Below are 12475 nucleotides of genomic sequence, written 5' to 3' on the forward strand. Positions count from 1 at the left end.
GGAAGGCGTTATCCTCGCGTGGCTGGTGTTCTGATGTATTGAACAAAAGTACCTGCGCACAACTCGCGCTTGTTGGGCTAATGGCGATGCAGGGGGGTACAGGTTTTGTAATAGTTTTGCGCTACTACAGAAACCTGCTGTGCTTGTAGCATCGTTCTCCCAATTTGTTATCAAGGTCTATATGAGCACCTTCGCGGAGCCCCCCAGTTTTCGGCTTTTCTGGCCATCCTTCCCCCGTCCTCGTGACTTTTCCCTCGTGAGTACCCGCTAATGGAATGGCTAGCCGACCCCACGGCCTGGCTAGGCCTGCTGACGCTTATCGTCCTCGAGCTGGTGCTGGGTATCGACAACCTGGTGTTCATCGCCATCCTCGCCGACAAGTTGCCGCCCCACCAGCGCGACCGCGCGCGGGTCATTGGCCTGAGCCTGGCGCTCATCATGCGCCTGGGCCTGTTGGCCAGCATTTCGTGGATGGTCACCCTGACCGCACCGCTGTTCGAAGTGTTCGGCAAGAGCTTCTCTGGCCGTGACCTGATCATGCTGTTTGGTGGTGTGTTCCTGCTGTTCAAGGCCACCATGGAGCTGCATGAACGCCTGGAAGGTCACGTGACCCAGGCCAGTGGCACACTGCGCCATGCCGCATTCTGGCCGATCGTTGCCCAGATCGTGGTACTGGACGCGGTATTCTCGCTGGATGCCGTGATCACGGCGGTGGGCATGGTCGATGAGCTGTCCGTGATGATGATCGCGGTGATCTTCTCGATCGGTATCATGATCGTTGCCAGCAAGCCGCTGACCCGCTTCGTCAACGCCCACCCCACGGTGATCATGCTGTGCCTGGGCTTCCTGATGATGATCGGTTTCAGCCTCACCGCAGAAGGCCTGGGTTTCCATATCCCGAAAGGCTACTTGTACGCGGCCATCGGCTTCTCGATCCTGATCGAGATGTTCAACCAACTGGCCCGTGCCCGCCGCAAGCGCAGCTTGCAACAGCATCGGCCGTTGCGCGAACGGACTGCCCATGCCGTGCTGCGCCTGCTGGGCGGCCGCCGGGTCGAGGCTGACGAGGTAGGCGAGGAAATTGCCGACCTGGTCGAGGGCGGCGGGGAACAGGTGCTGTTCGACCGGCGTGAGCGGGTCATGATCAGCGGCGTGCTGAACCTGGCCGAGCGACCGATTCGTACGGTGATGACTGCCCGTGCCGAGGTTGATGTGATCGACCTGGCGCAACCGGCTGATGCCATTGCCCAGGCCCTGGCCAATTCGCCGTACTCGCGCCTGCCGCTGATCCGCGATGGCCGTGTGGACGAGCCCTTGGGCTTTGTGCACAAGAAGGAACTGCTCAAAGAGCTGCTTTCGGGTAGCCAGCCCGACCTGGAAAACATGGCCCGGGCGCCGTTGAACCTGCTGGAGAGCTTCAGCATCCTCAATGCCTTGGAGCAAATGCGCGGTCAGTCGACGCATATTGCCTTTGTGGTCAACGAATTCGGTGACTTCACCGGGCTGTTGACCATGACCGACATCCTTGAGTCGATTGCCGGGGAGCTGCCGGATGCCAGCGAAGTTGAAGGCCCGGGCATCGTTCAGGAGGGTGAAGGCTTTGTGGTCAGCGGTGCGCTGAACCTCAGCCAGGTGCAGGCGCGTACTGGCTTCAGTGCCCGTGCTACCGAGGATTACCAGACCCTTGCGGGCCTGGTGATGAGCTTGCTCGACCGTCTACCGATGGTCGGTGACCGGCTGGCCTGGAATGGCTGGATGCTGACCGTAGAGGCGGTTGAAGAGCGACGAGTGCGCCAGGTTCGGCTTACACCGAACGGCGACGCTGACGTAGCAGGTGCTTGAAGCCTTCAAGCACCAGCACCAGTACCGCGGCCCAGATTGGCAGGTAGGTCAGCCACTGATCCGGGCCGATGGTTTCGCCCAGCAGCAACGCCACGCCCACCAGCAGCACGGGTTCGACGTAGCTGAGCAGGCCGAACAGGCTGAATGGCAGCATGCGGCTGGCCAGCACGTAGGCGATCAGCGCCGAAGCGCTGATCGCGCCAAGGATCGGGATCAACACGTAGAGCCCCGGGTGTGCTTGCAGATCCGCGCTGGACAGTGGGCTCTGGATCACGAAGTACAGCGCCCACGGCAGCAGCAGGCACATGTCGCACCACAGACCACCCAGATGGTCGGTGCGGCAGCGTCGGCGCAGCACGAAGTAGATCGGGTAGCCCATCGTGACCAGCAGGGTTTCCCAGGCAAAACTGCCATTTTGGTACAGCTCGTGGCCCACGCCCAGCGCGGCGCAGGCCACGGCTACCGTCTGCAGGCGTGACAGGCGCTCGCCATATACCAGTCGCCCGGTCAGGACCATGGCCAGTGGCAGCAGGAAGTAACCCATCGACACTTCCAGGCTGCGCCCATGCAGGGGCGCCCATAAAAACAGCCACAGCTGCACCCCCATCAACCAGGACGTGCCGACCATGCCGAGCAACAGCACCGGTGTGCGTTTCACCCGCCCCATCAGTTCGCCCACCCGCTTCCAGTCTTTCGAGACAAGCATGAACAAGGTGAGGCAGGGCAGTGTCAGCAGGGTACGCCAGCCAAAGATTTCTTCGCCATCGAGTGGCTTGAGCAGGGAGGTATAGAAGTACATCACAGCGAACAAACAGGACGCCATGACCGATGAAACAATGCCTTTTGACACGAATGCCTCGAATAAGGGAATTGAGCGGGTTGATCAGCCGCGCATGATCTCAGGGGGCGCGCCTTGCGGCAACTGCGTTGCGCCCGGGCGAGTGGCCAGGGCTTCGAGGAACTGGGCGGCCGGCATGGGCCTGGCGAACAGGTAACCCTGCTGGAAGTCCACCCCGTGCGCGGCCAGGTAGTCGCGCTGCATGGCGGTTTCCACACCCTCGGCGACGATACCCAGGTCCAGCTTTCCTGATAGCTCGATGATGGTCTCGAGAATGTGTACTGACAGCGCATCGGCGCCGATCATGGCAACAAAGCTCTGGTCTATCTTCAGGTAGTCGACCTTGAATTGCCGCAGGTAGTTGAGGCTCGACTGGCCGGTGCCGAAGTCGTCGAGGGCGATCATCACGCCCATGGCATGCAGCTTTTCGAACAGTTCAAGGGTGACCGGCGTGGGCTCGATCAGCTTGCGCTCTGTCAGCTCCAGGGTCAGCACCACCCGACCGGGCGGAAAGTGCTGCAGGAATGTGCGGCAGTCATCCAGCAGGCTGAGGTCGCGGCAGTGGTCAGCGGTGATGTTGACACCAATATGGAAGCCGTCTTCCAACAGGCCGGCATAGGGCGCCAGGCTTTGCGCGGTATGTGTCAGCAGCGCGCGGGTCATGGCGACAATCTGCCCGCTGTGTTCGGCATAGGGGATGAACAGGTCGGGGCGAACCAGGCCCTCTCGCGGGTGGTGCCAGCGCATCAGCACTTCCGCGCCAGCCCAGCGGTAATCGCCCTTGCGCACCACCGGCTGAAAATACGGCAGGAATTCATCGGCCTGCAGGGCACGCTCCAGTTCGGCACGCGGTGAGGTGGCGCGGCGAATCTGCCAGCGGCATACCAGCGCCGCCAGGGCACCCAGCACCAGCAGCAGACTGAGCAGGCCAGGGTAGTGGCTGCGTAACAGTTGGCCTTGCTTGTCGGCACCGTAGCCGCCCTGCACGCTGAAAGGGTAGCGGGTTGAGCCAATCAGCACGTTGGCACTGGGTGCTGCGGGGGAGACGCCTTTGTGTACCACCCCGTCCTTGCCCATCCAGGCGTCGCCCACGCGGATCTGCAGTTCTTCATCGGGGCCGATCAGGCGTAGTGCAGTCAGCAGGTGGTCGCCATCCACCGTGGTGATTGCACCGTGGTCGCCGTCGCTGGCACGGTAGACCAGCAGCGGGTGGCCCGGCGTAACCGAGTTGCCGTCCATCAGCCATAACTTGCCGTCGACGTAATCGCCAGGATTGACCGGTTCTTCGAACTCGCCGAACAGCGAAGTGCAATAAAGGTTGTTGTGCCTGAACAGGTTGGTCGAGCGCACGAAGGCATTGCGGGTAACCTGGGCCCGTAGCATAAGCTTGACCTGCTCGCATGGGCTGTCAGTCAGTGGAAGCAGCGAATTGGCGGCACGGGACAGGTCGTCGAGAATGTGTTCGACGTGCTCCAGTGCCTGGCGGGTGGTGGCCTGGCTGCTGGCCTGCATTTCACGCTCGACCTGCCAGTTCATCACGGCCAGGCCGCACATGACCGGCAGCACGCCGACGACCCAGGGCAACAGCGTGCGCCAGCTGAGGGCGGCGCGGCGTTTGACGGTAAGGGGCATGCTGACCTGACTATCATGAAGTAAAACGAGAGGATAGCCGTTTGTCGGCGCGTACGAGTAACTAAAACGCGACAAACCATTTTACGCAATGTAGAATCGATTTACGAATACAACAATAAGGTCCTTCACTTCCGAAGGATCAAGCCCGCCGAGAATGGGTCCATATGACATACCATGGGTTCAAGCTGATCATAGGTGACTACCTCGCCCGTAGTGTGCGGGGCATTCCGTGCTCACCGCCGTTCCTGTTCCACATCCCACGCAATCAATAATTTTCGCTGCAGATGAGAACATGAACATGGCTGATATCTTCGAAAATCCAATGGGCCTGATGGGCTTCGAATTCATCGAACTGGCTTCGCCGACCCCGGGCGTACTTGAGCCTGTATTCCAGATACTGGGCTTCACCAAAGTGGCCACCCACCGTTCCAAGGATGTGCACCTGTATCGCCAGGGTGACATCAACCTGATCCTGAACAATGAACCTAAAAGCATCGCCTCGTACTTCGCCGCTGAACATGGCCCGTCGGTGTGTGGCATGGCCTTCCGCGTGCGCAATGCCCATGAGGCTTATGCCCGCGCCCTGGAACTGGGCGCCCAGCCGGTAGAAATCGAAACCGGCCCGATGGAACTGCGCCTGCCGGCGATCAAGGGTATCGGGGGGGCACCGCTCTACCTGATCGACCGCTTCGAGGAAGGCAGCTCGATCTACGATATCGACTTCAACTTTATCGAAGGCGTGGATCGCAACCCGGTGGGGGCTGGCCTGAAAATCATCGACCACCTCACCCATAATGTTTACCGCGGGCGTATGGCCTACTGGGCCGGGTTCTACGAGAAGCTGTTCAACTTCCGTGAAATCCGCTACTTCGACATCAAGGGCGAATACACCGGCCTCACTTCCAAGGCCATGACTGCTCCTGATGGCATGATCCGCATCCCGCTCAACGAAGAGTCGTCCAAGGGCGCGGGGCAGATCGAAGAGTTCCTGATGCAGTTCAACGGTGAAGGTATTCAGCACGTGGCCTTCCTGACCGATGACCTGCTCAAGACCTGGGATGCCCTGAAGGGGCTGGGCATGCGCTTCATGACCCCGCCACCGCAAACCTACTACGAAATGCTCGAAGAGCGCTTGCCTGGCCATGGTGAGCCGGTCGACCAGCTGCAAGCGCGTGGCATCCTGCTCGATGGCGCCTCGCAACCCGAAGACAAGCGCCTGCTGCTGCAGATTTTCTCGGAAACCCTGCTTGGCCCGGTCTTTTTCGAGTTCATCCAGCGCAAAGGTGACGATGGCTTTGGTGAGGGCAACTTCAAGGCGCTGTTCGAATCCATCGAACGTGACCAGGTACGCCGTGGCGTGCTGAGCACAGACTGACCGCCTTGGAGTACCGTCGTCGTCATGCTCGTTCGGCGGCGGTACCCCGCCTGTTTGCACGTGCCCTGAACAGGGCCAGATAAACGATCGAGCCGGTCACGATCCCCACCAGCATCAGCGAGGGCGCGATCTGCAGCACCGACTGGCGGATTTCCTGAGCGGTGAAGCCCTCCGGGTAGCCACCTTTGACCGTGTAGCCATATCTGGCCGACATTGCGCTGGTAAAAAACTCGGCCTGTGAAGGGCGTTCGAGGCCGCGGCTGTCACCATTGCTCCATATGTAGCGGTCGCCAAACTCGACCAGCAGTGTCAGCCCATCCTGAAAGCCATCCAGTTCGTTGCGAATCTGCATGGCATAGGCTGTCACGATCACGCCATTGTTCTTGCCTTTTTGATGAAAGTCGACCAGCAGCTTCTGGCGCGTGTCAGGAGGGCCGTAGGACAGTGCGACCCGCTGGCCGGACAACGCGAACGATGAATAATGCTCCAGCGAACCTGAAGCCGTGCTGCAGTAAGGTTGATTGTCTTTGAGTAAGGTCAATGACCTGACCATGGAGCGAATGGCAACCTGGTCCTGCAAGGCACTTTTGACGCTATCGCAAGATTCCCCTGCAAAGGGCAGGGTGCGTAGGGCTGTCTCGTGCATTCTGTCCAGTGCATTATCGACGCTGAAAACCGCCTCCTGAACGGAAATGCTGGCGTTTTCCGCAAGTTTCGCTTCCAGCTGGAAAGCCATTACCAGCAAACCGGAAACCACAGGCACCAGCGCCACTGCAATGAGCAGCAGCAGCTCCACCATGCTGCGCCCTGCGTGCATGATTTTCGACATAGGCTAATAGTTCTCCGCTCTGAAACTGTTCGTGGTGAACAGCTGAGCCCTGAGCCTATGTATTTGCTGTCCGGGCTGCTGTAGTCCGGCTGCAGTTGAAACGGTAGGAAATCGAGCGCCTTGATGTAGCTAACTGCCGTTGAGCTTTTTAAGCACTGCTTCGGCCAGCAAGGCAGTGGAAGCGGGGTTCTGCCCGGTGATCAGCCGATCATCGTCGACCACGTACGGCTTCCACGGTTCATCATGTTTGCTGTACTTACCGCCGCGACCTACAAGCTCGATCTCCGTCAAGAAAGGCACTACGTCGTTCAATTCGACCAGTTTTTCCTCTATGTTGGAAAAGCCGGTCACCTTGCGGTCTTTGAGCAGCAGGCAGTTGTTACTCAGCTTGATGTTCAGCAGGCCGACAACGCCGTGACAGACTGCTGCGACAATGCCACCTTTTTCGTAGATTTTGCGTGCCAGTTCCTGCAACGGCTGGTTATCGGCGAAGTCGTACATCACCCCATGCCCACCGGTGTAATAGATGACGCTGTATTCGTCGGCCTTCACCTGCCCTGGGGCCAATGTACTGCCCAGGCGCGTCATGAAGCGCTTGTCGTCGTACCACTGCCAGTCCAGGTCAGGGGCCATCTCCAGGCTTTTCGGGTCGACGGGAACGTAACCGCCCTGTGGGCTGACATAATCGACCGTGTAGCCGGCCTTTTCGACTTTCTCGACAAAGTGAACGGCTTCACCCAGCCACAACCCGGTTGCCCGTTTGAGGGTTGGATACTTCGCTGTATTGGTCAACACCACCAGAATTTTCTTGCTCATGACCCTGCTCCCGTCGGCAACCTGAATGGGCCGGTGCTCCCTGGCCCGAGGGAAAACCTAAATAGCATAGCTGCCGCCAGCAAGTCCGCCATGGTGTGCCGGACGTGCTGTGCTAACTTGAATCCATCCACGGGCGCGCGTGCCAGGCTTGGCGGCGCTGTGGTCAACCCTGAGCATTGCTGGAGTCACGATATTGGTCGCAAACGGTACGCCACGCGAGCCTGCACCGCAGGTCATCCTGCATTCGCCTGCTTTGCCATCGATCGAGCCGATGGGCGAGCGGATAGCCCAGTTCGACTGGTGGCGTACCTCGCTTGGGCCATTGTCGCGCTGGCCTGCCTCGTTGCGCATTGCCGTGGACATGATGCACTTGTCGCCCTTCCCGTGTGCGGTGGTCTGGGGGCCAGACCTGTGTGTGGTGCATAACGACGGCTACCGGGCGTTGCGGGCATTACCGGATGCGCTGGGCATGGCGTTCGATACCCTGTGGAATGATATCTGGCCAGCAGTGGGGCCCTGGGTGTTCAAGGCACTGGAAGGCCACTCGAATTTTGTCGAAGACCCACCCCTGCGCATCGCCCGCAGTGAGGGGACCGAACCGCTATGGTGTGCATTCGGTTATGCACCCCTGCACGATGAGCTCGGTAACGTGGCCGGGTTTCTGCATACGGTGATCGAGACCACAGCCAGCGTCGAGGCGCACCGCCATTGGCGTGATCAGGTGCAGAACTTTGAGCGCCAGGTCGAGCGCCATGTGGCCGAGCGAGAGCAGTTCTGGTTGCTGTCGCGCGAAGCGATGATGATGCTCACCCCTGAATTGAAACTGCATGCCGCCAACCCGGCCTGGTACCGCATTCTGGGCTGGACACAAGAGCAGGTGCAGGAAATGTCGGTGATGGAACTGGTGCACCCGACAGAGCGTGCCGAAGTCCAATTGGCAATGTCCGGGCTGCTGCAATGCAGCCAGGCGGAGCAGTTGGAGATCCGCCTGCGACACCGCGATGGCCACTACCACTGGTTTCGCTGGAGCGCGCGGTTTGACGGCAGCCTGCTGACTGCGGTTGGCCGGGACATCACCGCAGACCGTGAAGAGGCGGCGCGCCAGGCAGAGGCGCTGATGCGCAACAACGAGCGCATGGAGGTGGTTGGCCAGTTGGCAGGTGGCATGGGCCATGAAATGAACAACTTGCTGTCCGGTATCGGTGGCAGCCTCGAACTGCTGCAACGGCGCCTGCAGGAGGGGCGGCTGGAGCGTGCTGGAGCCTACGTGGACGTTGCGCGCGACGCAGTGCAGCGGGCCATGGATCTGACCCATCGGTTGATCGCATTTTCCCGTCCTCAGCCATTGGCCCCTCGGCCACTGGACTTCAATCGGCAATTACCTCTGAGCGAACCTCTGTTGCTGCGAGCCTTGGGGGCAGAGATGCGTTTGCACTGGCAACTGGATGTTACGCCTTGGGCTGTGAGCCTGGATGTGCGCCAACTCGAGAATGCCTTGATCAACTTGTGTGCCAATGCGCGTGAAGCGTGCCTGGAACAGGGCAATGTCACCATCAGCAGCGTCAACGAACGGCTGACAGCCTTCTTTCCGGATGAAGGTGGCTTGCCGCCAGGCGACTACGTGGCCGTGCATGTCGAGGACGATGGCCATGGCATGTCAGCAGTGGATATCGCCAGGGCTTTTGAACCGTTCTACACCACCAAGCCGCTCGGTCGTGGGGCCGGGCTTGGTCTGTCGATGGTGTATGGCTTTGTCCGTCAGTCAGGCGGCTATGCCTGGATCGAGTCGACGCCGGAACAGGGCACCAAGGTTTCCATGCTTTTCCCGAGGAGCCATGAGCCGGTTCCCGATGAGCCTTTGCCAGTAGCCTTTTCGCAGCGCATGGCACGGGGCGAGCGCCTGCTGCTGGTGGATGATGAATTTGATCTGCGCGCGGTCATGCGCGAGTACCTGACTGAGCGTGGTTTTGATGTCACGGATGTGGGCGATGCCAATACCGCACTGGAGCGCTTCCGCAATGGCGGCCCTTTCGATCTGGTCATAACCGATATCGGTTTGCCAGGTGGATTCAGTGGCCGGCAAGTGGCCAAGGCCATGCGCATGCAGCTTGCACAACAGAAAATTTTGTTTATCACCGGTTATGCGGACCAGTCTATCGAAGCGCGATTGCTCGATCAGCCTGGCACGGCATTATTGAACAAGCCGTTTTCGCTGGCACACCTTGCCGATGAGGCGCTACGCATGCTTGACGCGTAGCGTTTCAAGGTTTGCCTAGAATCTGTGTCACTTGAGCCTGCAACTGCTGCAACTCGAACGGCTTGCAGATCAGGTGCATGCCCGCGCCCAGGAAGCCTTCACGGGCCATGGCTGTTTCCGCGTAACCGGTGATGAACAGCACCGGTAATTGTGGGCGCAGGCTGCGGGCAATTTCTGCCAGTTGCCGGCCGTTCATGCCGGGCAAGCCCACATCAGTGACCAGCAAATCCACCGGTTGTGCCGAGCGCAGCACATTCAGGCCCTCGTTGGCGTCGGCTGCGCTTTGGCAGGGGAAGCCGTTTTCGCGCAGCGCCTGGCAGAGCAGTTGGCGCACATGGGGATCGTCCTCGACAATCAGCACCTGTCGGCTGCAGCCGTCTTGCCTGGGGGGCACAGGCTCGCTGGAGGGCAGGGCCTGGTCGACATTGCGTGGCAAATACAGCTCCACCTGGGTTCCCTGGCCAATCTCGCTGCTGAGGGTGATATGCCCGTGGGACTGCTTGCTGAAGCCGTACACCATCGACAACCCCAGGCCAATGCCCTGGCCGGTCGCCTTGGTGCTGAAGAACGGCTCGAAGGCGTGCTCCAGCGTGCTTTGCGCCATGCCTTGGCCGCTGTCGATGATTCGCAGGCGCACATAGTCGCCGGTGCGCAAAGCGCCGTCACCGAACTGCTCGGTGGAGATGCGATGATTGCTTGCCTCGATGCGTAGCAGGCCACCGTTGGGCATGGCCTCGCTGGCATTGAGCAGCAGGTTGTCGAGGGCTTCTTGCAACTGCTGGTCATCCGCCTCCACGGGCCACAGGTTTTTAGCCGCGTGCACTTGCAGGGTTATTGCCGGGCTCAGGCAAGCCTTCAGGCGCTTTACATCGAGCAAGGTAGGCAGGTCTATACGTTGGCTGTGCAGCGATTGGCGGGAAGAGAAGGCAAGCAGGCGGTGGGTCAGGCGGGCAGCGCGCGAAACGGCCTCGCGGCCCATGCACAGAACGCCATCCAGGCCGTCGCTGCGGCCTTGGCGCAGTCGCCGCTGCACAAGTTCGAAACTGCCGCTGATGCTGGTGAGCAGGTTGTTGAAGTCATGGGCGACGCCGCCGGCCAGTTGGCCGATGGCCTCCATCTTGCGTGCCTGGCAGCGGGCGAATTCACTACGGTCCTGCTCTTTTTCCGGCGTTGAAGGCCGGCTGTCCAGGCGCTGCTGCATGCCATAGAGCTGGTCACGGGTGACGTACTGTCGCCGGCGGTTGCGTAGCGCGGACCGGGTCATGTGCAACAATTGGGCATTCTCGAAAGGCGCGACCAGCCATAGAAGATTGCCCACCGGATGATGACTCACGCCAGCTGCCGACCAGGCACCCTGGGTCACCAGCACAATGGGCAAATCCGACCAGCTCGGTTGCTGGTCGATGAATGCCTGTAGCAAGGCGCTTGGGCCTTGGTTGAACACCTGCTCGGCAATGATCGCCAAGCCTGCGCCTTCGGCCAGACGCGCCTGCAGGTTGGCCAGGTCGACCGCGCAGAGGCTGTTGATGCCCGCAGAAGTCAGCAGACGCGAGGTGTCCGCCGCCAGTTCTGGCGGTGCGAGGATCAAGGCACGTTCATCCAGCGCCAACGAACTGGCCAAAACGACTCTCCTTTAGGGTGGCCTGATACCCACTGGACCTTGCTACAACCTCAGGGTTCAACTGAATCCAGGTTCTGCCTACAGGCCTTGTTGCAGTGCAGGGTCGTCCGGGTTTTGGCGCTCCAGCTCGGCTAGCGATACTTGCACGTTCTGCAGTTGGCCGGACTCTTTCCAGTACTGGATCAGCAGCACCCGTGCCCGGCGATTGGCTGGCTGGCGATTGAGTATGGTTTCCAGTTGCTTCTGGGCGGCGTCGAGCTGGTCCAGCTGATGCAGGGTGACCGCCAGTGTGTAGCGGTAGTCGGCGTTGTCCGGGTCCAGTTCCACGGCGCGGGACAACGCCAGCAAGGCATACTCACGCTGTTCGTGACGATTGAGCCAAAGCCCTAGCTCATACTGCAGAAAGGCCGAGTCGGGGCTCAGCGCAAGGGCTTTGCCCAGGACCTGGCGGGAGGCATCGTGATGGCCCTGGCGCTCGAGCAGACGTACCTGAGTCGCCAAGGCTTCAAGGTTGCCGGGGGCGACCGCGAGCGCACGGTGCAGGGCCGCCGCGGCGTGCGTGTAGTCGTTTTCGTGCAGGTAAAGGCGCGCCAGGTGCACCTGGGCGTCGGCATCTTCGGGTTGTTGCTCCAGGGCCTGTTGGTATTGTTCCAGCGCTGATTGCAGCGGGCCGAAATAGAGGCCGATGGCGTCGGGATCGAGGCCCAGCAGGGCATCCACGGCGGCAAAGCGCACGCTTTGCTCACCGTCGTCCAGCAGCGGGCCGAGTACCAGGCTGCGCTGTGCGGGCGGTAACAGGCGGCGGATACTGGCAATGGCCGCTCGGCGCACCAACGGGTCGGCCTGTTCCAGGTCCTGTCTGGCCAGTTTCAATGCCTGTGGCGAGGGGTAGTTGGGCAATTCGGCGTAGAGCGCCGCCCGGCGGATGGCAGGCAGGTCGTTACGCTGCAATTGCTGGTACAGCACCCGTGCGGCACCGGGCTGGCCGTCGTGGGCCAGGCGTAGCGCCTTGGCGTAGCTGTGTGCTGGCAAGTTCGGCGGGGTTGGCGGGGCGTCGCGCCACAGGTAGCCGAACAGGGCCGATACCAGAACCAACAACAGCAGGGCGATCAGGTAGCGGTTGCGTCTGGGCATCGGACGATCCGTGGCGGCGGGAAGGGCTGAGCTTGGGCCAGCCGGGGGGTAAATGCAACCGAGCCGGCCAAGGCGCTTGCCATGAGCCAAGCCTGCGCTGGCATTCCATGCATTGTGTATTGTTGTAAATA

The 12475-nt window shown here is 60.6% G+C and carries 9 protein-coding genes; 3 read left to right on the plus strand and 6 right to left on the minus strand.

Annotated elements, in window-relative coordinates; genetic code table 11:
* Nucleotides 1-270: 270 nt before the first annotated feature.
* A complete protein-coding gene (locus GST84_12305) occupies nt 271-1842 on the plus strand; it encodes a CBS domain-containing protein (GenBank protein XGB13110.1) in 1572 nt (523 codons plus the stop codon).
* Here the strand turns inward: GST84_12305 and rarD are convergent.
* Nucleotides 1805-2692 carry an EamA family transporter RarD gene (gene rarD / locus GST84_12310; GenBank protein ID XGB13111.1) on the minus strand — a complete coding sequence of 296 codons (888 nt, stop codon included), beginning with the start codon at nt 2690-2692 and terminating at the stop codon, nt 1805-1807. The two genes, GST84_12305 and rarD, sit on opposite strands and share 38 nt — an antisense overlap.
* A gap of 33 nt (nt 2693-2725) precedes the next feature.
* Nucleotides 2726-4312 (minus strand): EAL domain-containing protein, encoded by a 1587-nt coding sequence (locus GST84_12315; protein XGB13112.1) that lies wholly within the window; start codon nt 4310-4312, stop codon nt 2726-2728.
* A 298-nt stretch (nt 4313-4610) separates the two neighbouring features.
* On the opposite strand from GST84_12315, the gene hppD reads away from it, so the two are divergent.
* The gene (hppD, locus tag GST84_12320; GenBank protein ID XGB13113.1) at nt 4611-5687 is read left to right on the plus strand and encodes a 4-hydroxyphenylpyruvate dioxygenase; all 1077 of its coding nucleotides are present in this window, start codon (nt 4611-4613) and stop codon (nt 5685-5687) included.
* 22 nt (nt 5688-5709) lie between these two features.
* Here the strand turns inward: hppD and GST84_12325 are convergent, their stop codons facing one another.
* Nucleotides 5710-6516 carry a hypothetical protein gene (locus GST84_12325; protein ID XGB13114.1) on the minus strand — a complete coding sequence of 269 codons (807 nt, stop codon included), beginning with the start codon at nt 6514-6516 and terminating at the stop codon, nt 5710-5712.
* A gap of 129 nt (nt 6517-6645) precedes the next feature.
* On the minus strand, nt 6646-7332 hold the full coding sequence (locus GST84_12330) for a type 1 glutamine amidotransferase domain-containing protein (GenBank protein ID XGB13115.1): 687 nt from the start codon (nt 7330-7332) through the stop codon (nt 6646-6648).
* A 193-nt stretch (nt 7333-7525) separates the two neighbouring features.
* Here GST84_12330 and GST84_12335 point away from each other — a divergent pair, with 193 nt between their 5' ends.
* Nucleotides 7526-9589, plus strand: coding sequence for a response regulator (locus GST84_12335; protein XGB13116.1), 2064 nt, complete (start codon nt 7526-7528; stop codon nt 9587-9589).
* Nucleotides 9590-9593: 4 nt separating this feature from the next.
* On the opposite strand, the gene GST84_12340 is transcribed toward GST84_12335, so the two are convergent.
* Together GST84_12340 and GST84_12345 are read right to left on the minus strand one after the other, a co-directional pair.
* Complete coding sequence (locus tag GST84_12340) at nt 9594-11210, minus strand: response regulator (GenBank protein XGB13117.1); 1617 nt, start codon at nt 11208-11210, stop codon at nt 9594-9596.
* 78 nt (nt 11211-11288) lie between these two features.
* The gene (locus GST84_12345) at nt 11289-12344 is read right to left on the minus strand and encodes a tetratricopeptide repeat protein (GenBank protein XGB13118.1); all 1056 of its coding nucleotides are present in this window, start codon (nt 12342-12344) and stop codon (nt 11289-11291) included.
* Between the last annotated feature and the right edge of the window lie 131 nt (nt 12345-12475).

Origin of the sequence: Pseudomonas putida (genome assembly GCA_041879295.1) — a bacterium.
GTDB lineage: Bacteria > Pseudomonadota > Gammaproteobacteria > Pseudomonadales > Pseudomonadaceae > Aquipseudomonas > Aquipseudomonas putida_Y.

Bases quoted from the DNA above. Each gene is read 5' to 3' on its own strand.
- GST84_12305 (XGB13110.1), top strand. From the start codon at position 271: ATGGAATGGCTAGCCGACCCCACGGCCTGGCTAGGCCTGCTGACGCTT.
- GST84_12315 (XGB13112.1), bottom strand. From the start codon at position 4,312: ATGCCCCTTACCGTCAAACGCCGCGCCGCCCTCAGCTGGCGCACGCTG.
- hppD (XGB13113.1), top strand. From the start codon at position 4,611: ATGGCTGATATCTTCGAAAATCCAATGGGCCTGATGGGCTTCGAATTC.
- GST84_12325 (XGB13114.1), bottom strand. From the start codon at position 6,516: ATGTCGAAAATCATGCACGCAGGGCGCAGCATGGTGGAGCTGCTGCTG.
- GST84_12330 (XGB13115.1), bottom strand. From the start codon at position 7,332: ATGAGCAAGAAAATTCTGGTGGTGTTGACCAATACAGCGAAGTATCCA.
- GST84_12345 (XGB13118.1), bottom strand. From the start codon at position 12,344: ATGCCCAGACGCAACCGCTACCTGATCGCCCTGCTGTTGTTGGTTCTG.